At 69.2% G+C, this 24,038-nt stretch carries 25 protein-coding genes and 2 pseudogenes; 11 read left to right on the top strand and 16 right to left on the bottom strand.

Annotated features, from left to right (window positions below; genetic code table 11):
• Positions 1 to 13: 13 nt before the first annotated feature.
• The 5 genes from F9278_RS31475 to F9278_RS31455 form a co-directional block, all read right to left on the bottom strand.
• The gene (locus F9278_RS31475) at positions 14 to 277 is read right to left on the bottom strand and encodes a TM2 domain-containing protein (protein ID WP_152171314.1); all 264 of its coding nucleotides are present in this window, start codon (positions 275 to 277) and stop codon (positions 14 to 16) included.
• Positions 278 to 634: 357 nt separating this feature from the next.
• Entirely contained in the window at positions 635 to 1,033 is a 399-nt protein-coding gene (locus tag F9278_RS31470; protein ID WP_152171313.1) for a DUF2752 domain-containing protein, read from the bottom strand.
• A complete protein-coding gene (locus F9278_RS31465) occupies positions 1,026 to 1,538 on the bottom strand; it encodes a TM2 domain-containing protein (RefSeq protein ID WP_152171312.1) in 513 nt (170 codons plus the stop codon). Before F9278_RS31465 ends, F9278_RS31470 begins: the two co-directional genes overlap by 8 nt.
• A gap of 174 nt (positions 1,539 to 1,712) precedes the next feature.
• Positions 1,713 to 1,805 (bottom strand): DUF7737 domain-containing protein, encoded by a 93-nt coding sequence (locus F9278_RS49080; RefSeq protein WP_450372758.1) that lies wholly within the window; start codon positions 1,803 to 1,805, stop codon positions 1,713 to 1,715.
• A gap of 221 nt (positions 1,806 to 2,026) precedes the next feature.
• The gene (locus F9278_RS31455; RefSeq protein WP_226967043.1) at positions 2,027 to 2,776 is read right to left on the bottom strand and encodes a DsbA family protein; all 750 of its coding nucleotides are present in this window, start codon (positions 2,774 to 2,776) and stop codon (positions 2,027 to 2,029) included.
• 303 nt (positions 2,777 to 3,079) lie between these two features.
• Here F9278_RS31455 and F9278_RS31450 point away from each other — a divergent pair, with 303 nt between their 5' ends.
• The 6 genes from F9278_RS31450 to F9278_RS31420 all read left to right on the top strand — a co-directional run bounded on the left by F9278_RS31450 (position 3,080) and on the right by F9278_RS31420 (position 7,502).
• A complete protein-coding gene (locus tag F9278_RS31450; protein ID WP_152171309.1) occupies positions 3,080 to 3,883 on the top strand; it encodes a hypothetical protein in 804 nt (267 codons plus the stop codon).
• A 518-nt stretch (positions 3,884 to 4,401) separates the two neighbouring features.
• On the top strand, positions 4,402 to 4,875 hold the full coding sequence (locus tag F9278_RS31440) for a VOC family protein (RefSeq protein ID WP_152171308.1): 474 nt from the start codon (positions 4,402 to 4,404) through the stop codon (positions 4,873 to 4,875).
• Positions 4,876 to 5,007: 132 nt separating this feature from the next.
• The gene (locus F9278_RS31435; protein ID WP_152171307.1) at positions 5,008 to 5,415 is read left to right on the top strand and encodes a hypothetical protein; all 408 of its coding nucleotides are present in this window, start codon (positions 5,008 to 5,010) and stop codon (positions 5,413 to 5,415) included.
• Positions 5,412 to 5,984, top strand: coding sequence for a thiol-disulfide oxidoreductase DCC family protein (locus tag F9278_RS31430; protein ID WP_226967042.1), 573 nt, complete (start codon positions 5,412 to 5,414; stop codon positions 5,982 to 5,984). The genes F9278_RS31435 and F9278_RS31430 overlap by 4 nt, the downstream gene beginning before the upstream one ends.
• 141 nt (positions 5,985 to 6,125) lie before the next feature.
• The gene (locus F9278_RS31425) at positions 6,126 to 6,803 is read left to right on the top strand and encodes a TetR family transcriptional regulator (protein WP_226967347.1); all 678 of its coding nucleotides are present in this window, start codon (positions 6,126 to 6,128) and stop codon (positions 6,801 to 6,803) included.
• Between the two features lie 90 nt (positions 6,804 to 6,893).
• The gene (locus F9278_RS31420; RefSeq protein WP_152171306.1) at positions 6,894 to 7,502 is read left to right on the top strand and encodes a Uma2 family endonuclease; all 609 of its coding nucleotides are present in this window, start codon (positions 6,894 to 6,896) and stop codon (positions 7,500 to 7,502) included.
• Here F9278_RS31420 and F9278_RS31415 read toward each other — a convergent pair.
• Positions 7,495 to 9,675: an MMPL family transporter gene (locus F9278_RS31415; protein WP_226967041.1), complete on the bottom strand. Its 2,181-nt coding sequence runs from the start codon at positions 9,673 to 9,675 to the stop codon at positions 7,495 to 7,497. The two genes, F9278_RS31420 and F9278_RS31415, sit on opposite strands and share 8 nt — an antisense overlap.
• Between F9278_RS31415 and F9278_RS31410 the strand changes: the two genes are divergently transcribed.
• Together F9278_RS31410 and F9278_RS31405 are read left to right on the top strand one after the other, a co-directional pair.
• The gene (locus F9278_RS31410; protein WP_152171305.1) at positions 9,613 to 10,281 is read left to right on the top strand and encodes a response regulator transcription factor; all 669 of its coding nucleotides are present in this window, start codon (positions 9,613 to 9,615) and stop codon (positions 10,279 to 10,281) included. The genes F9278_RS31415 and F9278_RS31410 overlap by 63 nt on opposite strands.
• Positions 10,278 to 11,729 (top strand): annotated as a pseudogene (locus F9278_RS31405) (ATP-binding protein); the annotation flags it as partial. The gene F9278_RS31410 and the pseudogene F9278_RS31405, both read left to right, overlap by 4 nt.
• On the opposite strand, the gene F9278_RS31400 reads toward F9278_RS31405, so the two are convergent.
• The 4 genes from F9278_RS31400 to F9278_RS31385 form a co-directional block, all read right to left on the bottom strand.
• Entirely contained in the window at positions 11,722 to 12,126 is a 405-nt protein-coding gene (locus tag F9278_RS31400; RefSeq protein WP_152171304.1) for an ATP-binding protein, read from the bottom strand. The pseudogene F9278_RS31405 and the gene F9278_RS31400 overlap by 8 nt on opposite strands.
• A gap of 116 nt (positions 12,127 to 12,242) precedes the next feature.
• On the bottom strand, positions 12,243 to 13,796 hold the full coding sequence (locus tag F9278_RS31395; RefSeq protein ID WP_152171303.1) for an ABC transporter substrate-binding protein: 1,554 nt from the start codon (positions 13,794 to 13,796) through the stop codon (positions 12,243 to 12,245).
• 194 nt (positions 13,797 to 13,990) lie between these two features.
• Positions 13,991 to 15,337, bottom strand: coding sequence for a metallophosphoesterase (locus tag F9278_RS31390; RefSeq protein WP_152171302.1), 1,347 nt, complete (start codon positions 15,335 to 15,337; stop codon positions 13,991 to 13,993).
• Positions 15,337 to 15,630 carry an SCO4848 family membrane protein gene (locus F9278_RS31385; RefSeq protein WP_404818960.1) on the bottom strand — a complete coding sequence of 98 codons (294 nt, stop codon included), beginning with the start codon at positions 15,628 to 15,630 and terminating at the stop codon, positions 15,337 to 15,339. The genes F9278_RS31390 and F9278_RS31385 overlap by 1 nt, the downstream gene beginning before the upstream one ends.
• Between F9278_RS31385 and F9278_RS31380 the strand changes: the two genes are divergently transcribed.
• Positions 15,629 to 15,913 (top strand): SCO4848 family membrane protein, encoded by a 285-nt coding sequence (locus F9278_RS31380; protein ID WP_152171301.1) that lies wholly within the window; start codon positions 15,629 to 15,631, stop codon positions 15,911 to 15,913. The two genes, F9278_RS31385 and F9278_RS31380, sit on opposite strands and share 2 nt — an antisense overlap.
• Positions 15,914 to 16,041: 128 nt before the next feature.
• Here F9278_RS31380 and F9278_RS49075 read toward each other — a convergent pair whose 3' ends face one another.
• The 3 genes from F9278_RS49075 to F9278_RS31365 all read right to left on the bottom strand — a co-directional run bounded on the left by F9278_RS49075 (position 16,042) and on the right by F9278_RS31365 (position 17,961).
• Positions 16,042 to 16,254: a DUF7848 domain-containing protein gene (locus F9278_RS49075; RefSeq protein WP_450373571.1), complete on the bottom strand. Its 213-nt coding sequence runs from the start codon at positions 16,252 to 16,254 to the stop codon at positions 16,042 to 16,044.
• 11 nt (positions 16,255 to 16,265) lie between these two features.
• Positions 16,266 to 16,601, bottom strand: coding sequence for a hypothetical protein (locus tag F9278_RS31370; RefSeq protein ID WP_226967039.1), 336 nt, complete (start codon positions 16,599 to 16,601; stop codon positions 16,266 to 16,268).
• A gap of 118 nt (positions 16,602 to 16,719) precedes the next feature.
• Positions 16,720 to 17,961, bottom strand: a complete 1,242-nt coding sequence (locus F9278_RS31365; RefSeq protein WP_152171299.1) for a helix-turn-helix domain-containing protein — start codon at positions 17,959 to 17,961, stop codon at positions 16,720 to 16,722.
• A 761-nt stretch (positions 17,962 to 18,722) separates the two neighbouring features.
• Here F9278_RS31365 and F9278_RS31360 point away from each other — a divergent pair.
• On the top strand, positions 18,723 to 19,289 hold the full coding sequence (locus tag F9278_RS31360; RefSeq protein WP_226967038.1) for a BAR domain-containing protein: 567 nt from the start codon (positions 18,723 to 18,725) through the stop codon (positions 19,287 to 19,289).
• On the opposite strand, the gene F9278_RS31355 is transcribed toward F9278_RS31360, so the two are convergent.
• The 3 genes and pseudogenes from F9278_RS31355 to F9278_RS49070 form a co-directional block, all read right to left on the bottom strand.
• A complete protein-coding gene (locus F9278_RS31355) occupies positions 19,207 to 20,037 on the bottom strand; it encodes an IS5 family transposase (protein WP_226967037.1) in 831 nt (276 codons plus the stop codon). The two genes, F9278_RS31360 and F9278_RS31355, sit on opposite strands and share 83 nt — an antisense overlap.
• Positions 20,038 to 20,636: 599 nt before the next feature.
• Complete coding sequence (locus F9278_RS31350) at positions 20,637 to 22,376, bottom strand: recombinase family protein (RefSeq protein WP_152171296.1); 1,740 nt, start codon at positions 22,374 to 22,376, stop codon at positions 20,637 to 20,639.
• A 55-nt stretch (positions 22,377 to 22,431) separates the two neighbouring features.
• Positions 22,432 to 22,506: pseudogene (locus tag F9278_RS49070) on the bottom strand (SCO4848 family membrane protein); the annotation flags it as partial.
• 127 nt (positions 22,507 to 22,633) lie between these two features.
• Between F9278_RS49070 and F9278_RS31345 the strand changes: the two are divergent.
• Positions 22,634 to 23,965, top strand: a complete 1,332-nt coding sequence (locus tag F9278_RS31345; protein ID WP_404818959.1) for a D-alanyl-D-alanine carboxypeptidase family protein — start codon at positions 22,634 to 22,636, stop codon at positions 23,963 to 23,965.
• Positions 23,966 to 24,038: the final 73 nt, after the last annotated feature.

Below are 24,038 nucleotides of genomic sequence, written 5' to 3'. Positions count from 1 at the left end.
TGTGGTGCCGAGCTCAGCCGCGCAGGACACGGCCCTGGGCGTCGGTGCGGTCGTTGCTCGTGAGGAACAGGATGCCGTCGATCAGGGCCCAGAAGCCCAGACCGCCGCAGGTGAGGAGCTGGGCGACGCCCACGCCGACGGAACCGACGTAGAAGCGACCGATGCCGAGCGTACCGAGGAAGAGCTGCAGAATGCCGGCGACGATCTTCGACTTGTCGGAGTACGGGCGCCCCTGCGGGTCGTGGCCGAAGGGAGCGTCAGGGGTGGGGACGGTCATGGAAACAACTCCTGGATGAACTGACTGAATAACCGAAGCGGTTGGCTCCGGGGGGATCCCAGGAGAGAAGGCGCGGCAAAAACCGGCAGCGATCGGGCACGACGAATACCGGCCAACGATCGAGCACGACGTAATCCCCCGTCATCCCCCCTGCAGCCGTTGCAGCGTAGTGAGACACAAGGGGCGCACGGGAGGGGAGTCGAGCGATCGTTCCGATTCCGTGATCCGATTCCGGCCAACTTGCGACAACTGAGCAACATAAAGCGGGCGTAAGGGATTTACGGGGTTCAGCAGGGGGAAGGAACCCGGATTCGGCCGTGACCACTCGGTGCTCTGACCACTCAGCGCTCTGACCACTCAGTGAAGGTTGCGGACGATCGTCCACGTCACCGCGATGCCCAGGATCAAGGCCTGGGTACGGGGCTTCAGTTGGGGGCGCCAGCGGCGGCCCCGCAGGCCCTCGACGGCCCAGCGGCCGAGCAGGACGAGCGCGAAGGGCGCGGCGAGCAGCAGCACCCGGTTGTCGTGCCAGGCGGCGGTGAACTGGCCGTGCATCAGGTCGTACACCATGCGGGTGCCACCGCAGGCGGGGCAGAGCAGCCCCGTGACATAGCGGAACGGGCACTGGGGCAGCAGTCGGCCGGGTTCGTGCGGGTCGGTGCCGTACAGGTACGCGGCGCCCGCCAGCCCGGCGGCGGCCACCGCGAAGGGTGCCGCCGCCGGATGCCGGAGGGTGCTGAGGCCGCGCTCAGCCACGCAGGACACGCCCGTTGGAGTCCGTGGTGTTGCTGCCGGTCAGCAGGATGATGCCGTCGACCAGGGCCCAGATGCCGAGGCCACCGCAGGTGAGCAGCTGCGCGATACCGAGGCCGACATGGCCGATGTAGAAGCGGCCGACGCCGAAGGAGCCCAGGAACAGCGAGAGGATGCCCGCGACGATCTTGGACTTGTCGGAGTACGGGCGGCCGTAGGGGTCGTAGCCGTACGGGGCGTTGGGGTCGCCGGTGTACGCGCCGCCCGGCGTGGGCGGCGCCTGGTAGCCGCCCTGATAGCCGCCGCCCTGGGGGTAACCGCCCTGCTGCGGGTAGCCGTAGCCGGGCTGGCCCGCGCCCGGCTGCTGGTAGCCGCCCTGCGGAGCACCATAGGGGTCACCGGCCCCCGGAGCCCCGTACGGGTTGGCGCCCGGCTGGCCGGGGGCGGCGCCCGGGTACCCGTATCCGGGCTGCGGGGGCTGAGCGGGCTGCTGAGGCTGCTCGGTCACGGTACTGACTCCTGCGTGTTGTTTGCTTGAGCGGCTGGATGGCGCAATGAACGCACTATGGGCTGTCCGTCATATTGCAGGAGGGAAGGGCCCGGAGAGAAGTTGTTACTCCGGCCGCGCCCGGCCCGGCTCCCGCATGTGGGCGGAGTCACAGTCCCCCGTCCCAGCCGACGGTCAGAGTTGGCTGAGGATCGTCGGATCCGCGATCTCCGTGTCCTTGGCGAGCAGCATCGCCTTGCTGAGGATGACGAGGATGACAGCGAGCATACGGTCGCCCTCGCAGAGGAGATGGCCGATGCGCGCCGTTCGGTTCCCGCCGCCGACAGCCGACTTGGAGACCGACCGGATCGTGGCCGCCCTTCCCCTCCCTCTCACCGTGGGCCCGCACGAGCCCCACTCGCCGTCTCGCCGTCTCGCCGTCTCGCCGTCTCGCCGACGAACGTCACCGTTGCCATGGAGGGGACAGTAGGGGGTGGCTCTGACATCAGTCAGCTCGTGCCCATGTCCTCCGCCATGAGCCGGTGCTCCTCCCACCACTCGGGGTCCATCTCCACGGAGTCGAGCAGTTCGTCGAACGCCGCCCGGTCGTAGAGAACACCGGAGTACATCTCGCGCACCCGCTTCCCGTTGATGACGGCGGTGGGCGTGCCGGGCCCGCGCGGGTCGGACCCCGCCCGCTCATAGGCTTTCTGGGACCGGCTCACGAAGTCGTGGTATTTCATGGTCTTGACGGCGGAATCGAACGCGGGCCCGCGCAGCCCCTCCACCTCGGCGGCGAGTTCGAGCAGATACGCGTCGGTGAAGCCGTCGACGATCTCCTCGGGCTGGTTCTGGTAGAGCACGGCGTGGTACTCGGCGAACCTGCCCTCCTCCAGCGCGGCGCGCAGGGCGTTGACGGCCTTCTTCGAGCCGCTGCCGCCCACTCTGTCGTCCAGGAAGGAGGCGAGGGTGTACTCGGTGACCACGGTGCGCCGCAACGTCCGTTCCCGCGCGGCCGGGCCGCCGCCGGTCTGCTCGTACTCCTCGCAGTAGGGGCAGCGCGGGTCCTCGTAGAGACGGAGGGTGACCGGCGCGTTCGGGTCGCCGACGCGGATCGTCGTGCCGTCGTCGTCCAGTTCCTCGGGCAGCTCCCGCAGGGAGGCGTACAGGGACTGCCCCTCCACCAAGCCGGCCCGCTGACCGCATCCACCGAGCAACAACCCCAGCGCCACGGCCACCCCGGCCACCCCGGCCGTCATCCGTCGTCTCCGCGCACCCACCATCGCGAACACCCTCCTCCGCTCACCGAAGGGCCGGATCACAGCCTGCGCGGCTCACCTCCCTCGACACCCTCGCCCTCGCCCACGCCCTCGCCGTAGCCCGGAAGACCCGAGGGGCCTGACATGTCCGCGTACTGTACGACGCGGGGCAGCGACCAGGCACTTCGAATCAGAACCCTCCCGTGCCGCACCACCCCGCCAGCTCGCCACCAGCCCTCGCCGTCTGGCTGGATCGCGTCCAACTCCCGTGACGGATAGGGCGCTTGATCACACACTGCTGCCATGACCCACTTGAGGAAAGCCACGGCCGCACTTTCGGCCGCGGCCGCGATCCTGATCGCGACACCCCCCACCGCCTCGGCAACGCCCGCCCCGCACGCCCCCTCCAACCACACGTACGGCGGCACACTCGCCTGGGAGAACTTCGACCGCCTCCCCCTCGGCCCGGTGACCGAGGGCCGGGGCTGGACCACCGACACGTCCAACGGCACCCTGACCGTCGAGCCCAGCTCCACCGGCCACGGCCGCGAACTCCACCTCCACACCGAGGGCAACGGCCACGCCTTCATGGTCCTGTCCGACCTCGCCCCGCCCGGCAACAGCTTCTGGGCCCGCGTCCGCCTCCGCGTCACCGAGTTCCCCACGGCCCCCGACTGGGCCCACTGGACCCTCGCCGAAGCCTCCGGCCCCGACTCCCCCACCCTCGTCCGCCCCCTCGGCGGCCAGTACGCCCCCACCGACACAGGCAACTTCTGGGGCGTCGGCTCAGACCTGGGGCCGACCGGCGACTGGACCAACTGGAAGACCTCGGCTCCGGCGGTCGCGGGTAAGTGGCAGTGCGTGGAATTCCGCCTGGACGCCACGGACAACCGCGTCATGGTCTACCTGGACGGCACGGCCCAGCCCGACCTGACCGTCTCCACGAAGAACCACGGCGGCACGACGGACGACTTCGTCTTCCCCACCTTCGACAAACTGAAGCTGGGCTGGCAGCTCTACCAGTCGAACCCGGCGCCCACCGCGTTCGACATGCGGATGGACGACATCGCGGTGAGCAGCCGACGGGTGGGCGGCTGCGAGACCTGACCGAGAGGGCCGCACCGCGCTCCTGCTGCCCTCGAAGCCAGCGCTGCTCCCGAGGGGGCCACCCGTTCTCCGTGAACGGGTGGCCCCCACCTATACGCCCGGGAAACGCCACTCCGCCCGCACCTCCTTACCACCGCCGCCGTTCCGCCCGTTGACGACGAGGTGCTGCCCCCACTCGTCAGCACACACCCTCGACAGCCACAGCCCTCGCCCACTTTCGGCATCGAGCCCCGGCCCCGGCCTCTCGCGCGGCAGACACGGGTTGCTGTCCCACACGCTCAGCCGGAGACGCCCATCGGCACGCAGGAGCCGTACAGGGGTACGGAGATCGTCGCGCCCACGAGCTACTGGAAGACCCGGATCGCCATCGGCTGACCACGGCTCGGCATGGGGAAGGGCCGACCGCGCAGGTTCGCGGTCGACCCTTCCCCATGCCCGTGTCCACCGCTGTCCCGACCGCGCCACTGCGTGTGCTGTCGCTCCCGCGGCTACGCCGACCCAAGCTCTAATCTGACGACATGTCAGACAATGAGTCACATCAGCTGCATGAGTCACATCAGTCGCATCAGTCGCACGAGTCGGATGAGCTGCATGAGTCGCGCGAGCTGCTCGGCTTCGACAACGTCCTGCTTCCCGTCGGTGATCTCGGTGAGGCCGTCTCCTTCTATGAGCGGGCCGGGTTCGATGTGGGGTTTCGGCTGGACGAGGCCGGGATCGCGGGGCTGAAGGTGGGCAAGGAGACGCCGGGGCTGCTGCTGCGGCTGGAGGAGGAGCTGCGGCATCGGCCGCCCGTGTGGGCGGCGGCTCGGGTGTGGCTTGAGGTGCGGGACGCCCGGGAGGCCGCGCGGGCGCTCGCGGCGGCGGGGGTGCCGGCCCTGGACGCGCCCTTCTCCGTCGCCACCGGGTGGACCGTCGAGTTCGCCGACCCCTGGGGCAACGTCATCGGGCTCACGGACTACAGCAAGCGGCCGGAGTTGGCCCGCACCGGATGAGCTCCGCTCCATGAGGGACATCGGGACATCGGGACATCGGGACACCCCTCGCTTGAACACGTTCAAAAACAGGGCTAGAGTCTCGCTCAGAACATTTGAACGTGTTCAAGAGATCCCGGAAGGGGTGGGGGCATGGACCTCACGGTCGTCGCGTATGTCATCTATCTGCTGGTCAGCGTGGGGCTGACGGTGTGGGTGGCGCGGACGTTGAGCAGGAACGGGCGGATCTTTCTCGCGGATGTGCTGCGAGGGAACGAGAACCTCGCCGACGCGGTGAACCACCTGCTCGTGGTCGGGTTCTATCTCGTGAACCTGGGCTTCGTGGCGCTGTATCTGAACGAGGACGGCGCCGTCGGCAGCCCCCGTGAGGTGTTCGAGGCGGTGTCGGCGAAGCTCGGTGTGGTGCTGCTCGTGCTCGGGGCGCTGCACCTGGGGAACGTGTTCGTGCTGAACAAGTTCCGGCGCCGGGGAATCATGGAGCGGGAGCAGATGCCGCCGGTCCCGCCGCAGGGCTGGATCGCTCCGGCGGGGCGGGTATGACCGCCGAGGCCGGGACGGACACCACGGCTGACACGGCCACCACGGCTGACACGGCCGGGACGGCCGGGACGGCCACCGCGGACCGGGGCGCCGAGCGCGTCCCGGTCCGCGGGCTCACCGTCCTGTACGACGCCGGGTGCGGACTGTGCGCCTTCCTGCGGGAGTGGCTCGGCAGACAGCGGCAGTTGGTGCCGCTGCGGTTCGTGGCGGCGGGGTCCGAGGAGGCCGGGCGGCTGTTTCCGTCGCTCGACCACGGGGCGACGCTGGAGGAGATCACGATCGTGGGGGACGGCGGACAGGTGTACCGGGGGGCCGCCGCCTGGATCGTGTGTCTGTGGGCGCTGCGCGAGCACCGGCCGCTCGCCCACCGGCTGAGCACCCCGGCGGGGGCCCGGCTCGCGCGCACCGCCGTCCTCACCGCCGCGAAGTGGCGGGGCGCCCACCGGCAGCCCGGCTCGGGGTGCGGGAGCGGCGGGGCCGAGCTGACGGGATGGGCGTACGACCGGCGGTACGGGTGGGTGTACCGGCCTCCCGGTGGCTGCGACACCGGTACCCGCGCGACTCGTTAGGCTCTGCCCGTGGCCGCACTGAACGACAACCCCAGCCCAGAGCCCGGCGCCGACCAGCCCGACTCGGGGGCGGTCGGCCCCCGGGACCCGGCGGAGCAGCCCGGCCCCAAGGGCACCGCCAAGTCCGAGCAGACCCGCGCGCTGATCCTGGAGACCGCGCTGCGGCTCTTCCAGGAGCGCGGGTACGACAAGACGACGATGCGGGTCATCGCGAAGGAGGCCGGGGTCTCCGTCGGGAACGCGTACTACTACTTCGCCGGCAAGGAACACCTGATCCAGGGGTTCTACGACCGGATCGGCGCGGAGCACCTGGCGGCGGTGCGGCCCGTGCTGGAGCGGGAGAAGGATCTGGAGGCGCGGATCGCCGGGGTGCTGAAGGCCTGGCTGGACGTGGCGGAGCCGTACCACGAGTTCGCGGCGCAGTTCTTCAAGAACGCGGCCGATCCGGAGAGCCCGCTCAGCCCCTTCGCCCCCGAGTCGGAGGGGCCGCGCGAGGAGTCCATCGCCATCCACCGCGAGGTCCTCGCCGGGTCCAAGGCCAAGGTCCCGGACGAACTCCGGGACATCCTCCCCGAGTTGATGTGGCTCTCCCTGATGGGGCTCGTCCTGTACTGGGTGTTCGACCGCAGCGAGGGGCGCGCGCGCAGCTACCGGCTCGCCGAGCGCGGGGCCCGGCTGACCACCCGGGGCGTCTCGCTGGCCCGCTTCCGGGCGCTGCGACCGCTGGTCCGCGAGGTGCACGAGCTGTTCACGGACTTCCTGCCGGGGATGACGAAGGTCCTGCCGGACCCGGGGGTCAAGGGGCGCGCGGCTGAGTGATCGCTTTCGGGTGAACGGGGCCGAACGGGACACCTGGTCCCGCTCCTGCCTACGATGATGACCTCGACACCAGCCCACAGGAGGCACGTGATGTCCACAGCATCCGTCGAGCGGCCCCATGGAGACCGTCCGCTGATCGCGGAGGCGAACCAGGTCATGGACCGCCTTCCGGGGTATCGCGTCGAGATCATCGGAGGCACGATCGTCGTGACGCCGCCCGCCAACTTCGCCCACGCCCGTGCTCTGTCCAGGTTGCGGAGTCCATTCATCGCCGCAGGACTGGGGGGCGGGGATTCCGAGGTGACCGAGGGGGTCGGACTCTGGCTTCCGGGCGGTGCCGAGGACTACGCGATCCCCGACCTCGTGGTTGTCGACGCCGACATTGAAGATCACCTTGTCGAGAACAACTGCTACGACCCGATCGCCTTCCGTCTCGTTCTTGAGGTCACCTCCAGCAACTATCAAAACGACCTCCGCGCCAAGGTCACTGCGTATGCCCAAGCAAAGATCCCGGTCTACGTCATCGTCAACCGCCAGCACCAGCGTCTCCACGTTCTCACCGACCCCGCCGGGGACACGTACGCCAGCCACCGCGTACACGCCCCCGGCGAGACCGTCACCCTGCCCGAGTCCATCGGCGCCAAGGTCAACCTGGACGTCGAGGTGATCCTCAAGGCCGGTCAGACAAAAGCTAATTGACCGCGTCCACCTCCCCCTCGGCCACCCCCGCCAGCTCCACGTCGTACACCAGCGGCCCCTCCCCCACGACCACCTGACGCGCACGCGAGGCGGACGACGGTGAAGTCGTCGCCAGGAGGTAGGGCCCCGGGCCCGGCACCGCGACGATGTACGAGCCGTCCGCCAGGGACGTCACCCGGTCCAGCTGACGGCCGCCCCGTGTCAGCAGGGTCACCTCGGCGCCCTCGACCGGTTCCCCGTCCTCCGTGCTGACGAAGCCGTGGATCACGGAGGCCGGGCCGCCGCCCTCCAGGAGCGGGTCCCGCACCGACGGGCGCTCCTCAGCCGGGCGCTCCTCAGCCGGCTCCACCGCCAGATGCGGCAATCGCCTCTCCAGGCCCGCCGGCAACCACCAGTTCGCCCTGCCGAGCAGATGCATCGCGGCCGGTACCAGGGCCGTACGGAGGATGAAGGCGTCCAGGGCGACGGCCGCCGCCAGACCGATACCGGCCATCGCCGCCTCCAGTTCGCCGCTCAGCACGAACGCGCTGAAGACGCACATCATGATCAGGGCCGCGCAGTTGATGACCCGGCTGGTCTCGGCGAGACCGACGCGGACCGCGCGGGCGTTGTCCTTGGTGTGGACCCACTCCTCGTGCATCCGGCTGACCAGGAAGACCTGGTAGTCCATGGAGAGGCCGAAGAGGAGCGAGAGCATGATGACGGGGAGGAAGGCCGCGATGGGGCCCTCCTCGCCGATGCCGAGGAGTTCCGTCCCCCAGCCCCATTGGAAGACCGCCACCAGCACGCCGAAGGACGCCGCCGCCGCGACGAGGTTCATCAGCGCGGCCGTCAGCGGCACCAGCAGGGAGCGGAAGGCGACCATCAGAAGCAGAAAGCCCAGCGCGATGATCGTGGCGATGAAGTAGGGCAGGCGTTCTCCCGTCACCGACGCGAAGTCCTTCGACACCGCCGTCACCCCGCCGACATGGGCCTCCACCCCGGACGCCGGGACGACGTCCTCGCGCAGCCGGTCGATCAGGCGGTCCGTCTCCTCGGCCTGCGGGGACGTCGTCGGGACCACCTGGATCACCGTCACACCGTTCGCGGGCGGTACGGCGGCCACCCGCGCCACCCCCCGCGTGGACTCGATGCGCGAGACCAGCGCGTCGGTGTCGGTGCCGTCCACGACCACCTGGAGGGGGCCGTTGAAGCCGGGGCCGAAGGCCTCCGCGAGCAGGTCGTAGGCCTGGCGGGTGGTCGTGGTGTCGCGGTGGTTGCCCTGGTCGGAGGTGCCGAGGCGGATCGACAGGACGGGGATCGCGAGGATCAGCATGACGACGAGGGCGAGGACGGCCGTGGAGCGCGGGCGGCGCTCGACGTACGCGGACCAGCGGGCCGCGAGGCCGCTCGTCAACTCCGGCTCGGGGCCGGTGACGGCGAGGCGCCGGCGCTGGCGGCGGCCGAGGACACGCGGGCCGAGCACCCCGAGGAGGGCCGGCAACAGGGTGACCGCCGCGAGGACGCTCAGTACGACGGTCAGCGAGGTCGCGATGACGACACCGCCCAGGAAGCGGAGGTTCATCACCAGCATCCCGGCGAGCGCGATACAGACCGTGCCGCCCGCGAACAGCACCGCGCGCCCGGAGGTGTCGAGCGCGGTGACGGCCGCCTCCTCCGGCTTCGACCCGCGCAGGATGCCGCGCCGGTGCCGGGTGACGATGAACAGGGCGTAGTCGATGCCGACGCCGAGGCCGATGAGCGAGCCGAGCAGCGGGGCCACGTCCGGGATGTTCGTGACATGGCTCAGCAGGGCCGTGGCCATCATGCCGGTGCCGACCCCGGCGACCGCCACGACGATCGGCAGCAGCATCGCGAAGAGCGAGCCGAAGGCGAGGAAGAGGACGACCGCCGCCGCCAGGATGCCGACCGCCTCGGACGTGCCCTGCGAGGCCTCCTGCGCCCGCGCGATCGCCTGGCCGCCCAACTCGACCTGAAGACCGCCCTGTTCGGCGCCCTGCGCGGTGTCGATGACATCGTCGATGAGTGCCTTGGGCACGGCGTTCGCCTGCTCGGTGAAGGTCACCTGGGCGTAGGCGATCGTCCCGTCCCGGCCGACGCCGGCGCCGCCGTGCTCGTCGTCGAGGACGAGCCGAGCATCACGGACGTCCTCGCCATCGCCCTGCGCTACCACCGCTTCGAGGTGATGACGGCCGGTACGGTCCGTGAGGCGCTCGCGCTCGCCGAGCGCACCCGGCCGGACGCGGCCCTGCTGGACGTGATGCTCCCGGACGGCGACGGCCGCGCCCTGGGCCGTGAACTGCGCACCCGGCGGCCGGAGTTGGCGATCGTGTACCTGACCGCCCGGGACGCGCCCGCCGAGATCGTGGGCGCCCTCGGCTTCGGCGACGACTACATCACCAAGCCGTTCGACATCGAGGTGGTCGTCGCCCGGCTGACCGCCGTGCTGCGCCGCACCCGGCGTACGGACGTCCTCCCGCAGCGCCCGCCGCTGCGCTACGGCGACCTGGAGCCGGACGAGACGACGTACTCGGTGCACCGGGCGGGCCGCACGGTGGAGCTGACGCCCACCGAGTACGCGCTGCTGCGGTTCCTGGTGCGCAACGGCGGCCGGATCGTGCCGAAGGAGCAACTCCTGCGCCACGTATGGCAGTACGAGCACACGCCTGCCGAGTCGACCGTCGTCGAGACGTACATCGGCTATCTGCGGCGCAAGCTGGACGCGCTCGGCCCGCCGGTGATCACCACGCGCCGGGGTGTCGGATACGGGCTGGCATGAGGCGTCCGCGTCGTTTCGTGGCGCTGCCGCTCCGCAAGGGCGGCCTCTACTCCCTGCGCGCCAAGCTGACCCTCGCGAACGTCGTGCCGCTCGCCGTGGGCGTGATCGCGGCGACGGCGTTCAGCGCGATGGGCATGCGGCTGTATCTGCTCGACAGCGTCGACCGGGAGCTGATGACCACCCGGGACTCGATCGGGGCCTCGCGGGTCAGCATGGAGCAGATCGACGCGCTGAGCGCGCTGGTCGCGCTCAGCGACCGGGCCTCCGGCGGGCACGGCACCGAGGAGGCCGACTCCCTCGTGCAGGGCGCCGTCTTCACCGCGCTCGACGACACGGGCGAGCCGCTGACCATCGCCGGGTTCCCGCCCACCGAGAGCCAGCGGGACCTCGCCGCGGCGGTGGGCGACCCGGCCGCCCTGGTCGCGGACGACGAGCCGTACGACGTCGATGTGGCGGGCTCCCCGCACCGGGTGACCGCGGCCCGGATGGACGACGGGACGACCGTCCTCCTCGCCACCTCCACCGAGTCGCTGCACAACGTCATCGCCAAGGCCCTCAAGCTGGACTTCGCCGTCGGCGGGCTGCTCCTCGCGACGCTCGCCTGTCTGACCCTGTTCAGCGTGCGCCGCCGGATGCGGCCCCTGGAGGACATGGTCGAGACCTCGTCGGCGATCGCCGAGGGCGATCTCACCCGCCGCGTCCCCTCCAGCAGCGAGGCCACCCTGGAGGTCGAACAGCTCCGGCTCGCCCTCAACTCCATGCTCCAGCAGGTCGAGACGGCCTACCGGACCCGCGAACGCAGTACCGCCCAGCTGCGCCGCTTCGTCGGCGACGCCTCCCACGAACTGCGTACGCCGCTGTCCGCGATCCGCGGCTACCTCCAGCTCCACGACAAGGGCATGCTCACCGACCCCGACGAGCGCCGTCGCTCCTGGGACCGGATGCACGACGAGGTCGACCGCATGGGCCGCCTCGTCGACGAACTCCTCACCCTCGCCCGCCTCGACCAGCGCCCCGAACTCCGCCTCAGGAACGTCGACCTCAGCCGCCTGGTCCGGGACGCCGCCGCCGACCTCCGCGCCCAGCAGCCGGACCGCCCGGTCACCGTCCACGCGGACGGCGCCCTGCTGGTCCGGGCCGACGAGTCGAGCCTCCGGCAGGTCCTGGGCAATCTGGTGAGCAACGTCCGCACCCACACCCCGGCGGACGCCCCGGCGCGCCTCGGCGTCGCACGGGAGGACGGCGTCGTACGGCTGTACGTGGCGGACGAGGGGCCCGGTCTGCCGGAGGAGGACGTGGCGCGCGTCTTCGACCGCTTCTTCCGCGCGGGGGGAGGCAAGGGCAGCGGCTTGGGCATGGCGATCGTGCAGGGAGTGGTGGACGCCCACCGCGGCGAGGTCACGGTGACCACGGCCCCGGGCGATGGCCTGAAAGTGACGGTCACGCTGGGGGCACTCCCACCAGCGCCCAGACCGTCTTCCCGTGCCGTCCCCGGCTCCACACCCCCCATGTCGCCGCGATGTGCTCCACCAGCCGCAGCCCCCGCCCCGCCTCGTCCCACTCCGCCGCTTCCCTGATCCGGGGCGCGGCCATCCCCTCGTCGGACACCTCGACGAAGCAGGACCCGTCCGCCAGCGCGGTCACCGCGACCTCGAACTCCCGCTCCAGCAAAGGGCCGTGGCGTACGACGTTGGTGGCCAGCTCGGAGACGACGAGCACGATGTCGTCCAGGGCCGGGGAGCCCTCGCCGTGCCCCCAGTCGACCAGATGTTCCCGTACGCGGCGCCGGGCGAGCCCCACGGACGCCGGATGGCGGGGCAGCCGGAAGGAGTTGCGTCTCAACACGTTTGCCCCTCACCCCGATCACATCCCCGACACAGAAGATGCGTTGGGCGAGCGCGTCCTGTCACTCCCGCGAACGTCCGGCCCGCGAGTTCGCGTCAGCTGTCACGCGGCGTCTGTCATATCCATTCCAGCCGCCACAGCCGGAAGACCCCGGTGCCGTCGGACAGGTACTGCGCGCCGCCGACGTCCTCGTCGCTGAGCACGTACTCCTTGCGCTGCCACAGCGGGATCAGCGGCACGTCCTGGGCGACGACGTCCTGCAACTCCTTGAAGTCGGCCGCGGCCCGGCTGCGGTCCTCGTAGCGCCGGCTGTCCTTGATGAGCCGGTCGGCCTGCGCGCTGCCGTAGCCGTTGTTCAGAGAGCCGCCGGTGCCGACGAGGGGCCCGCTGAAGGTGTCGGGGTCGGGGTAGTCGGCGACCCAGCCCACCCCGTAGGCGTCCAACTTGCCGTCGGCGTAACGCTGTTGGAAGGCGGCCCACTCGTACGCCTTGGTCGTCACATAGAACAGCCCGCTCGCCTCCAGCTGTTCCTTCAGCTCGGCGGCCTCGGCGGCGGAGGAGCCCCGGCCCTCGGCGTAGCCGTAGGTGAAGCGCACGGGCATGCTGACGCCGGCCTCGTCGAGGAGTCTGCGGGCCCGCTGCGGGTCGGGCTTGGGGTTGGCGTCGAAGAACGAGGTGGTGTGGCCCGTGATGCCGGCCGGGATGAGCGAGTAGAGCGGGTCGGTGGTGCCCTGGTAGACATCGGCGACCAGCTTCTCGCGGTTGATCAGCGCGGCCAGCGCCTGCCGCACCCGGCGGTCGTGGAACGGCGAGTCGACGCGCACGTTGAGGACGAGGTTGCGGGTCTCGGTGCTGTCGGCCTCGGTGACCCGCTGGTCGAGGTCGCTGGGCGACAGCGCGGCGAGCGCGGCGGGCGGCAGGGTGCGGGTGACGACGTCGACCCGCCGTGCCTTCCACGCCTTCTGCAGCGCCGCCGAGTCCTTGTAGTAGCGCATGAGGACGGGGCTGCCGGTGCCCCGGGCGGCGCCCCGGTAGTCGGCGTTCGGGGTCAGCCGGGCCTGTTCGTCCGTGTACGAGGTCAGGGTGTAGGGCCCGCTGCCGTCGGCGCCGTCGTCCGTGCGCAGCCGGTTCGTCGGGTACTTGGTGCGGTCGACGATCGCCCCGGCGCCGGTGGCCACCTTGAACGGGAAGGTGGCGTCCGGCGAGGAGAGGCGGAAGCTGACGGACAGCCCGTCCGCGGTCACCGACTGCAGGGTGGCGAAGAGCGCGGCGGGGCCGACGTCCGCGTTGATGCGCCTGACCCGGTCGAAGGAGTACTTGACGTCCTTGCCGGTGACCTCGCGTCCGCTGGGGAACCTCAGGCCCTGGCGCAGGGTGCAGCGGTAGACGGTGAGCGCGTTGCCGACGAACTCACAGCTCTCGGCCGCGTCCGGGACGGGTGCGGCGGCGCCCGGTTCGAAGGTCAGCAGCGACTGGAACACATTGCTGAACAGGGCCCAGGAGCCTGCGTCGTAGGCGCCGGCCGGGTCGAGCGAGGTGACCGAGTCGGTCGTGCCGACGGCGATCGTCCTGTTCTCGTCGCGCTGGGCCGGCAGCAGCTGCCAGCCGCCGATCGCCGCGATCGCCAGTACCAGCAGCGCCGCGAGAATCCGCCAGCGAACCGACCGCATCGGCGCCCCTCCCAAGGACCCGCACCCGGCCCACTACGCACAGTGGTTCCTCGGTGGCGCGGATCACCTAACCACAGTCGCCTGTGTTGACGGAAGGCGGGTTTTGTTGAGTTGAGAAAGAACTTAGTAAGTGTGGTGCCCACATGTTTCCGAAAGGCCCTCGAAGCGGTTACAGAAGGCCTTCTGACGGCCTGTCACGCCTGCTTGGACGCCAGCTCCACCACGGTGATGTCCGACGGCGCCCCGACCCGCACCGGCGGCCCCCAGGCGCCCGCGCCGCGCGTGACGTAGAGCTGGGTGTCGCCGTAGCGCTCCAGGCCCGCGAGGGTGGGGTTGGCGGCCTGGGCGACATAGGTCATGGGCCACATCTGGCCACCGTGGGTGTGCCCGGAGAGCTGGAGGTCGACGCCGTGGTCGACGGCGTCGTGGATCTGCACCGGCTGGTGCGCCATGAGCACCACGGCCCGTGAGGTGTCCCGGTCGCCGAGCGCCTTGGCGAAGTCGGGGCCCTGTCCCTCGTCCTCGCCCGCGATGTCGTTCACCCCGGCGAGATCGAGATACGGCAGCTCGCGGCGGGCGTTCTCCAGCGGGGTCAGGCCCAGCCGCCGCACCTCCTCGACCCACTGCTCGGCGCCGGAGATGTACTCGTGGTTGCCGGTGACGAAGTAGCTGCCGTGGCGCGCCTTCAGACCGGCGAGCGGCGCCGCCGCCGGGCCGAGGTCCGCCACGTCGCCGTCGACCAGGTCGCCGACCACCGCGATCAGATCGGGCTGCGTCGAGTTGATCGTGTCGACGACCTTCTGCGCGAAGCCCCGGCCCAGCATCGGCGAGAGATGGATGTCGCTGACCACCGCGATCCGGAAACCGTGGGCCGCGCGCGGGAGTCTGGCCAGCGGCACCGTGACCCGCTTGAGCCTGGGGCCGCGTACGACGCCGTAGGTGCCGTAGCCGACGGTGCCGACGGCCGCGGCGGCGACCGCCCCGCCGACGACCCGGGAGACGAAGAGCCGGCGGGAGGGGTCCGCCGAGGGCGCGGGGGCGTCGGGGGTGGTGGAGCCGGGCGGACCCGGGGGTTCCGTCGCGGCGGGTGCGGCGGACTGTCCGGCCTCGGTGACCTCGGCGGCTTCGGCGGCCTCCGCGGGCCGGCCGCCCGCCGGGACCGGCTGCGGTTCGGGCTCGCGCACCGGCTCCTGGTCCGGCTCGGGCGTGGGCGCGGGGGCGCGCCGCGCCACCAGGCGGAGCGCGAGGGGCCGTACGAGCTCCCCCACCAGCAGGGCCAGCAGCAGATACAGCGCGAGGGCGAGCCACATGAAGCCCGGCCAGGTCAGCGTCTGCTGGAGCCAGAACGGGGCGCCGGTGCGCTCGGCCGTGAACCCGCCGACCATCAGCAGCGGCCCGGCGACGAACACGCCCGTGCCCACGCGTCTGGCGAGACCCGGCCCGCGTGTCGTGTCGCGCACCAGACGGCGCCAGGCGTACCAGTGCAGAGCCCCGAAGGCGCTGAACACCAGCAGGGCGACGAGGACAAAGACAGCGATCATCACGTCGTACTCCCGGTCACACGGTCCCGGCGGAGGGCGCGCACCCCGCGCAACCCGATGACCCCGATGGCCGTCCCCAGAGCAAAGGAGACGACGGCGAGCGTCAGATGCACCCAGAAGTACGCCGTCGGATCGCCCGCGTCGTCGAACGCGAGCCCGCTGCCGTCCTTCCACAGATTCTTGATGAAAGTGATCCATACGCAACTACCCACTACCCCCGAGATCAGGGCGCAGGACAGCCGGTCGGATACTGGCAGGGCACGGTTCCCCGCCAGCAGAGGACGCCACTCCATGAAGCTCAGCCGCCCCATTTCTTGGTTCTTGCTCGCCTTCGGCATCTGGTCTTGGGTGATCTGGGTGACCTTCGCGCGGAACCTCTTCAAGGACGCCAGCGGTCTTGCCTTCGAGGACGGCAGTCCGACCGCTTACCTGTGGGTCCACCTAGCGTTGGCCATCACTTCGTTCATCCTAGGCACGGCTGTGGGCGTGATCGGCTTTCGGGGCTTGCGTGCACGTGAAGGAGCCCCGCCCATGCCTCAGGGGGAAGAGGCAGAGACGGGGCAGTCAGCCCGCTGAGTCTTACGGGGCAGTCTTCAGAGGGTCACCATGAGGGGAATGTGGTCAGCCCGCAGGCACACACCATCACGTCGCCTTGGCGCTGGGGTCGGTGCTGGCCATCGGCGTAATACGAGCACATTCTGAGATCACTCGTCCCGAGTCACGCGAGCATGGTCAGTCACGACACGGCGGAAAAGGTCGTGGCCAGTGCGCCCGGCATGCCGAAGGCACCAGTCCTGCGCGTCTTCCTGTTCGCCCTGGGGTCCCGACTGTTCGCCGCACTCGTCAGTGAGGCAGGCCGCTTCAAAGGTGACCGGCTTCGCTGGCTCATGCCGAATGGAGTGCGGGACGAAGCGCATCACTGTTCGGCTCATGCGGTCGCCTCAGCCGGCTGCGGAAGTCGGGCGCCACGGCTCTCTGCGACGCGATGGACGTCAGTCAGACATTCGGTGAGCTGCAACGCCAACAGGTGCAGTTGCCCAGCCGTCCACTGGCGTCCGTCGAGAATGCCTCTCGCCTCTTTGACGAGATCAGCGGCAAGGCCAAGCTGTACGGATTCCATGTTGTCCGCGAGCCGTGACAGGTACCCGCTTCCACTGCTGTCCGCTGCGAGATAACAAGGTTTTCCGCCATCGGTGACCCAGGGCAGCAACCTGGGCGCGCGCCCTGTCATCACGTCCGGCCGGTCGGCCTCCACCTTGTCCATGGCTGAGCCCCTCACTGTTGCAGGTAAGGGGACCGTATGAGTGCACAGAGCACCAATCCACATGCGCAGAACGGCAGTTGCCCGGCGCAATGTGCCGAACTATCGCGCTCCGCAGTAGTTACCCGGCGACGCCAAGGTGTGCTGCCATGCTGCGCATGTCTTTCGTCAGCGTCCGCTTACGGGTTTTGAGGACGTCAGCCATCACGCGCCGGGCCATCGGCTGATGGGTCAGCCATTCGCCGGACGTGCGCCGTAGCTGCATGAGTTCGTCCATGCCGTCCTGGTGGGACCCCAGGGCAATGTGCGCGTGGGCGACGTCCAGCCGATGGCGGCCCCAGTTGTTCGGGCTGAGCTTGCCGTAATTGCGGACAGCCTTGCCGCTGAGCGGTCCGTCATCAGCGCGACGAAGCACACCACGCGCATCACCAACAAGTGCAAGATCCTCGACAGCCTTCGCCTCAGCCGTGACCGGCCCGAAGGCGCCCCAGTGGGACGGGAAGTCGAGATGCTCTCCGTCCATGGCGCCCCCGGCGGTACGTGCCATGCGGCGCGCTTCCTGGGCCACGTCCAGCCGGTTGTTCCGCACAGCAGCCGCTGAGACTCGCAGCCAGAGTTCGCCCCACACAGCGAGTCGAGCCGGCGAAGCCTCAGACATGCGCGGTTCGATCTCCGTTGCCGTCTGCGCCCCGAGCTGTTCGGCTTCGTCGAATCGGTCCTGCCGCAGCAGCAGCCAGCACAGCCCCACAACTCCCGTTGCCGCCAACTGAGTTTGACCGGTTTCACGGGCAAGCCGGATAGCCTCGACCAGCGCGAAGTACGCAGCGTCGTACTGGCGAACCTGGGTCAGGTATTTACCGGTCAGCAGCAGCGCGTGAGCCCGAGCGATCATGGCGTGCTGCTGCTCTTCGCCTTCGAGGGCGGTTACCGCAGCTTCGGACGAACGGAGCAAGCCAGGAAGCTTCCGCGCCACGGACGTATAGCGGTCCGCCTGATAGAGCGCGTGACCGTCCTGCACGCCCTGCCTGATCCCAGACAGCTCCCCAGCCTCACCAGGCTCCGACAGAGGCGCTGAGAGCCCCACAGCGGGCATGAGGGCGCGTCGCAGCTCTGCCATGTTCCGGCGGTTCGCTTCGTCCTGCGGGCTGAGCACGGACTGCGGAGCCTCAGTGGCGAACAGCGCGGAAGTCGAGACGCCCAGCGCGCGAGCAAGGGCAGCAAGGGACTCCATGCTCACGTGTCCGCCTTGCTCAGCTTTGCGGACCGTGCTCAGCGACAGAGCGGCCTCGTCGGCTAGCGCTTCCTGAGAGAGCCCAGCCGTGCGCCGGAGCTTACGGACGTTATCTGCCAGACCTGTAGACATCGACACTCACCTCACCAACCAGCGTAGCCCTCGCCATAGCTGAGCGGCGCCGATCGGTCAAGCACCGTTGCCTGACGAACCGTCAGCGGAATGCAGAACGCCCCTGCACCCACCGCCGGATGTGGCAGCGAATGCAGGGGCGTAGGTCATGTGGTTGCGGCGAGTGCGCTGCGGATGCGCTGAGCGCGCGACTGGCCGATACGGAAATGCGACTGGAGTTCGCGGAGCGAAGGAGACTTGCCGGTTGCGCTGCGCATCCGGGTCACGTACTCGCGCACGTCCGGCAACAGCGGGTCATGCTGCGGCGCTGGCTGCGCATCTGCCGGGCGTTCAGGCTTCGCGGGCCCGGGGAGCTACCGGCGATGCCCGCGGGGCGCTCAGGGGCTTGTGCAGCGCGTGCACTCGGTACAGCACCAGGGGCGCGATTGCGCTGACTGCGACCACCAGCGGAACGGATACCGGGATGAGCCCCGCACTCACCAGATGCGCCGCCGCATTCACCAGCACCAGCGCAACCACAGCCGCAGGGACGTCCCGCCGGACCTTGAATGCACGGATGCACCAGATATCGAGTGCGGCCGGAATGCATGCCGCTGTGAACTCCCCGAACCCAACTGCGCGCGCCAACTCGTATTCCGCTGAGCGCGTTGTGGCAAAGGGAGTCCCTGTTCGATGAGCAGGGGCTTCTTCGTGCGCGGGGCATGATCGCGACAGGGTAGGGGCAGGCAGCGGGCGGCTTGTTGTGGATCGAGGAGGTCGCGATGCCGTCGGTGCTGGGGTTGATGGAACAGCGTGAGGCGCGGGCGAGGCAGGATCTGGAGTCCTGGACGGAGGTCCTGCAGCAGGCTCAGGCGGAGGTGGATGCCGCGCGGGAGCGGGTCGAGCGGGCCCGGGTGGGGCGTGAGGAGCTTGTGTCGGTGCTGGCCGGGGAGAGCCCGGTGAATACGCCGGTTCCGGTGCCGTCTGATGGTGAGATGGCTGCCGCCGTGGGATCGGGCGGCCCCGGCGCGGGGCATGGTGAGCGGCCGCCGGTGTGGCGCTCGGGCATGGGCGAGGAGGTGCTCGGCGGCCTGTATCGGGAGGTGTTCGCCGCGGTGGTGGCCGCTTCGGGGCCGGTGAACGGGGTGGAGCTGACGCGGGCGGTGGGCCGGGAAGCGGAGATCAAGAACGAGGTGGAGAAGATCCGGCACCGTGCCTATGTGCTGGAGAAGCGGGGCTGGCTGGTGCGGGCGAAGGACGGACGGTTCATGCCCGAGCCCGGAGTAGTCGGCCGGGACGCTTCTCCGGCCGGCGCGGAGCGTCTGCGGCCAGGCGCCGGGACAGTCTGATCACGGCGGCCCACCACACCATCTGGGCGTGGTGGTCGGGGCGGCGTTCGTGGTCGCGGTTGAGGCGGCGTGAGCGGGAGAGCCAGCTCAGCGTGCGCTCCACGACCCACCTGCGGGCCAGTACGACAAATCCGCGTTGGCCGTCGGAGCGGCGCACGACCTCGGTCCGGACTCCGTGGCGGGCGAACGCTTTCGCCAGCGCCGGACCCTGGTAGGCGCTGTCGACCCACACCAGTTGCAGCAGCCGTCCCGGCTGGTCCATGAACGTCTCCAGCAGTGCGGGGGCGGCCTTGGAGTCGTGTACATCGGCCGTGGTCACGGTGACCTCGAGGAGCAGGCCCTCGGTATCGGTCAGGATGTGACGCTTGCGCCCGTCACGTGACTTCCCGCCGTCGTATCCGCGACTGTCCTCGCCGACGGTCTCGGAGGCGTCCACCGACTGACTGTCGATGACTCCGGCACTGGGCTCGGCGTTGCGCCCTGAGCGTTCCCTCGCCGAACGTCGCAGGCGTTCGTACAGCTCACGCACGTAGTCGTAGGTCCGCCAGCGGCGGAAGAAGTCGTAGACCGCCCGCCAGTACGGGAAGTCGACCGGCATGGCCATCCACTTCATACCGTTGTCGACCAGATAGCGCACCGCGTCGAGCATCTCGCGGTGGCAGTACGCCTCCGGACGCCCGCCCTGCTTGAGCAGCCAGGCCGGCACTGGCACCGCGGAGCGGACCTCGGCCCACTCCGCATCCGTCATGTCACTCGGACAGCAGCCTGCCCGCTGTCCCGGAGCGATCGAACCGAACCTGTGCACGTAGCAGTCACACTCCGGGGTGACCGTGGTGGACGCGGGTACAGCAGGGATGGTCAACTCGTCGGACAACGGGTCTCCTTGCTCGTGACCGGCCTCAACAACCACGTCACTACCAAGGGGCCCGTTTCTTCATGCCCACGACCACACTGGCATCTCTGTCCGAATGATCACCCGCACCGCAGGCTTCGAACGAGATCCGGTTTGCCACAACGCACTCAGAGCGGATGCAGGGGATGCGGTTCCGGCCGATAGCCGGGCCATCCTCGAACCCAGGCTTGCGTGCGCCGCATATGTCAGCCATCTGCGCGCTCCAACAGCATCTCAACGGCGGGGTCGCCCATGTCGACAGCTTCGGCCTCAGCCAGCAGTCGGCGCGCTCGGGCAACGGTGGCCCTGTCAGCTTGCTCACGGATTGCCCTGCCAACGTCCCGGGCAGCGGTGCCGTACAGGGGGTGGATTGTTTCTGACATCATGGTGCCTTCCCTTGATGGGACACCAGCCCGGTCTATCCGCCAAGATCCGGCCGGGCTGGCGCCTTTGGTTCAGAGTGCCGCTAGGGCCTCTTCGTCTTCGTCGTCCTGATTCGTTGGGAGCGGGCGCCAGTCCAGCGCGATTCGGTCCTCAACCGGGATGAACTTCTTGGTCTCGGGGTCACGCCCCAGTCCGACCGAAACCCCGGTCAGGAACAGATCGAGGAATTCCCGTCGCGCGTAGACGTCCCACGACCCCCAGACGGAATTCGGACCGATCGGGTCATCCCCCGGCTCAGACCACTCAGAGGGAATCTGCACTGTGGCCGCTGTCTTCTCGGTCAGTTCTGCGATCCGAGCAACACACTGGTCTTCGTAGGCCCGGTACTGCTCCATGGTGGCTCGCCATGTGGCCAACTCACCACGCCCCCGGTACAGCCCTGCCTTACGGTCTGCCTGTAGCTCGGTGATGGACTGCCGTACGTGTTCGAGGTGCGCTTCGGTTTCCCGCTGCTCTTCCTGTACGCCGGCCAAGTCCGTCTGTGCAGCGAACCGAAGGGCAGCAGCAGCAACCCATTCCCTGTCTTCGGGGTTATCCATGTCAGCGTTGGCCAGCCGACCCCAGACCACGCGGGCAACGTATTCATCTGCATCCGTGCGCTTGATGCTCAGTCCGCCGTGCCCCTTCGGATTGGCGCACTGGTAGTAATCCTGACCGCCGTTGTTCTTGCTCTGCCCCATTGAGCCAGCGCAGATTCCGCACCCCAGGAATCGCCATCCGCTGAGCAGCGTAGGTGCCACGTCCGCGCCTGGCTGCCTGTGGCTCTTGCTGCGCTTTTTCCGTCGCTCTTGCAGTTCGAGCCACTTGGCGCCGGTGATGATCCCCCTGTGCGGTGTCAGCGGTGCGCCTGACTCGTCTCGCGCGATGACGTTGACGTGTGCTTTTCCTCGCGGGACTCGATCGCTGGCGAATCCGCCAATTGCGGGGTGGTTGAGGATCCAACGCACAGTCTGCGCGCGCCAACCAATCGGGCTTTCCTCGTCGGACACTCGGCGCTTCTTGATCGAGGCAAGGCGCTTTTCGGTGGCGCGACGCTCAGCAGTGCCAGGCGCGGGAATCTGTTCACTGTCAAAGGTGGTGGCGATCTTGTTGTCAGAGACTCCCTCCCAGCTCATCTCAACCATGCGTTCCACGATTGCCACGTGGTCCGGGTTGTCTTCGTCGGGCTCAAGGACTGACACGACGAGATTTCCGATCTTCTCGCGTACAGCGTGCATGCCGTACGGCGCAGAACTGGAATGCCGACCGCCAAGAGCCTTGATTTCATCCTTTGCACCCCGAAGACGCTCAGCTTTGATGTCGCTGTCCTGCTTCGCCAGCGCGGCAATCAGCGCGAAGATGGCAACGCCGATCGGGTTGGACGTGTCCAAGAACGGCTCAAGCACTGACACGAAACGGACGCCGTACTTCTTGAACTCGCTGTCGATCTCAAGCGCGTCATGCGCACCCTTACGCGTCAGCCGAGACAGTTCGTTGACTACCACCACGTCAACTTGCCCAGCGCGCACAGCCGTCATGAGGTCTTCGAAACCTGGGCGGACCGCTTTTGGATCCCAACCCGATCGACCGACGTCCTTGAAGGTATGACGGACTTCCCACCCTCTGCTCGCTGCCAGCGCCTCGCCTGCGTTCACCTGTGCTTCCGGGGATGCCTCTGATGAGTCGGGCCGTGCCTTCGACTGTCGGGCGTAAACCGCTACGCGAACTGTGTCCAGTGCCTCACTTGCCGAGAGGGACACGAAGGGTGTCATGTGCTCTCACCTGCTGTTTTCGTCCTGATCTCGCTGTAGTGGTTAGTTTCGCATGAAAGGTGGTCCAGATGACCCAGCTCCACACCCCGAAGGCGAGCAGGAACCAGGAGAGGGGGCGGCTGAGCTTCATGGGTTCAGTATCGCCGTCGGCCGCGGGGTCCTCGCGCCGGGGTGCGAGCGGGGGCGTGAGCGGCGGCGGGGAAGCCATGGGGCGCTGCGGTGGGATTTACCGGTCGGAGCCATGTACTTTCTCGATCGTGCCCGCCTCCAAGAAGACCGCCAGGCGCCCCCTGCTGGTCACCTCAGCCACCCTGCTGTCCCTCTCGCTGACCTCGCTGTCGACGCTCACGGCCGGCCCGGCCTTCGCGGCCTTCGGTGCGAAGCCGTCACCCAGTCCGAGCGCCTCCCCGTCCGCGACTCCCCCGGCGAACATGTCGACCGTCGGCGGCGAAACGCTGGGCGAACCGGGTACCCAGGCCAGTCTCGGCAGTGACGCGCCGGTGCTGCCCAAGGGCATCAGCGCCCGTTCCTGGATCGTCGCGGACGCCGAGTCGGGCGAGGTGCTGGCCGCGCACAACGCGCACTGGCGGCTGGCCCCGGCGAGCACGCTGAAGATGCTGTTCGCGGACACGCTGCTGCCGAAGTTCAACAAGGACGACGCGCACAAGGTCGCCCCGGCCGATCTCGCGGGCGTCGGCGCGGGCTCCAGCATGGTCGGCATAAAGGAGGACGAGACGTACACCGTCCACGATCTGTGGCTCGGTGTCTTCCTTCGCTCCGGCAATGACGCGGTACATGTCCTGTCGGCCATGAACGGCGGGGTGAAGCAGACCGTCGCGGACATGAACGCGCACGCCGAGGAACTCCAGGCCCTCGACACGCACGCGGTCAGCCCGGACGGCTACGACGCCAAGGGGCAGGTGTCGTCCGCGTACGACCTGACACTGATCGCCAGGTCGGGGCTGCAGAAGAAGGACTTCCGGGAGTACTGCTCCACCGTGCGGGCGAAGTTCCCGGGCGAGACGAAGAAGGGGAAGAACGGCAAGAAGAGCCGTTCGTCCTTCGAGATCCAGAACACCAACCGGCTGCTCACCGGGGACAGCGGCCTCGACTCCTATCAGGGCATCGCGGGTGTGAAGAACGGCAACACCACGAACGCGGGCGCGACCTTCACGGGGGTCGCCGAGCGGGACGGGCGGGTCCTCCTGGTCACCGTCATGCATCCGGAGAAGGACGAGCACAACCAGGTCTACAAGGAGACCGCGAGCCTGTTCGACTGGGGGTTCAAGGCGGCGGGCAAGGTGACGCCGGTGGGGGAGCTGGTCCCGCCGAAGGGCGCGGAGACCACCGGTGGGGATGCCGAGCCGAGTGCGCGGGCGGGGGCCACGGCTTCGGCGTCCGCCTCGGGTGGGGCGGGGGGCAAGTCGGTCGCCGCGGGGGCCTCCGGCGGGGGTGGGGGTGTCGGGGTCGCCCTCGGGATCGTGGGGGGTGTGCTGGTGTTGGTGGCCGGTGGGGGGTTCCTGGTGAATCGGAAGTGGCCTCTGCGGGGGAAGAAGGGAGGCGGTTCCGGGGAGGGGTTGCCTGGTTGATGTCCGATGCGGGGTGCGGGTGCGTGGGGGCTTGTCGCGCCCGCGCGGCGGAGCCGCATATCGGCACAGCCCC

Origin of the sequence: Streptomyces phaeolivaceus (assembly GCF_009184865.1) — a bacterium.
GTDB classification, from domain to species: Bacteria; Actinomycetota; Actinomycetes; order Streptomycetales; family Streptomycetaceae; genus Streptomyces; species Streptomyces phaeolivaceus.
Note: the sequence above shows the minus strand (reverse complement) of the source record. Positions and strands in the feature narration are given on the sequence as shown.

What these genes read in the sequence shown, in the direction of transcription:
- F9278_RS31475 (WP_152171314.1), bottom strand. Translation starts at nt 277, where the DNA reads ATGACCGTCCCCACCCCTGACGCTCCCTTCGGCCACGACCCGCAGGGG.
- F9278_RS49080 (WP_450372758.1), bottom strand. Translation starts at nt 1,805, where the DNA reads ATGCTCGCTGTCATCCTCGTCATCCTCAGCAAGGCGATGCTGCTCGCC.
- F9278_RS31455 (WP_226967043.1), bottom strand. Translation starts at nt 2,776, where the DNA reads ATGACGGCCGGGGTGGCCGGGGTGGCCGTGGCGCTGGGGTTGTTGCTC.
- F9278_RS31450 (WP_152171309.1), top strand. Translation starts at nt 3,080, where the DNA reads ATGACCCACTTGAGGAAAGCCACGGCCGCACTTTCGGCCGCGGCCGCG.
- F9278_RS31440 (WP_152171308.1), top strand. Translation starts at nt 4,402, where the DNA reads ATGTCAGACAATGAGTCACATCAGCTGCATGAGTCACATCAGTCGCAT.
- F9278_RS31435 (WP_152171307.1), top strand. Translation starts at nt 5,008, where the DNA reads ATGGACCTCACGGTCGTCGCGTATGTCATCTATCTGCTGGTCAGCGTG.
- F9278_RS31430 (WP_226967042.1), top strand. Translation starts at nt 5,412, where the DNA reads ATGACCGCCGAGGCCGGGACGGACACCACGGCTGACACGGCCACCACG.
- F9278_RS31420 (WP_152171306.1), top strand. Translation starts at nt 6,894, where the DNA reads ATGTCCACAGCATCCGTCGAGCGGCCCCATGGAGACCGTCCGCTGATC.
- F9278_RS31395 (WP_152171303.1), bottom strand. Translation starts at nt 13,796, where the DNA reads ATGCGGTCGGTTCGCTGGCGGATTCTCGCGGCGCTGCTGGTACTGGCG.
- F9278_RS31390 (WP_152171302.1), bottom strand. Translation starts at nt 15,337, where the DNA reads ATGATCGCTGTCTTTGTCCTCGTCGCCCTGCTGGTGTTCAGCGCCTTC.
- F9278_RS31380 (WP_152171301.1), top strand. Translation starts at nt 15,629, where the DNA reads ATGAAGCTCAGCCGCCCCATTTCTTGGTTCTTGCTCGCCTTCGGCATC.
- F9278_RS31385 (WP_404818960.1), bottom strand. Translation starts at nt 15,630, where the DNA reads ATGGAGTGGCGTCCTCTGCTGGCGGGGAACCGTGCCCTGCCAGTATCC.
- F9278_RS49075 (WP_450373571.1), bottom strand. Translation starts at nt 16,254, where the DNA reads ATGCGCTTCGTCCCGCACTCCATTCGGCATGAGCCAGCGAAGCCGGTC.
- F9278_RS31370 (WP_226967039.1), bottom strand. Translation starts at nt 16,601, where the DNA reads ATGGACAAGGTGGAGGCCGACCGGCCGGACGTGATGACAGGGCGCGCG.
- F9278_RS31365 (WP_152171299.1), bottom strand. Translation starts at nt 17,961, where the DNA reads ATGTCTACAGGTCTGGCAGATAACGTCCGTAAGCTCCGGCGCACGGCT.
- F9278_RS31360 (WP_226967038.1), top strand. Translation starts at nt 18,723, where the DNA reads ATGCCGTCGGTGCTGGGGTTGATGGAACAGCGTGAGGCGCGGGCGAGG.
- F9278_RS31355 (WP_226967037.1), bottom strand. Translation starts at nt 20,037, where the DNA reads ATGACGGATGCGGAGTGGGCCGAGGTCCGCTCCGCGGTGCCAGTGCCG.
- F9278_RS31350 (WP_152171296.1), bottom strand. Translation starts at nt 22,376, where the DNA reads ATGACACCCTTCGTGTCCCTCTCGGCAAGTGAGGCACTGGACACAGTT.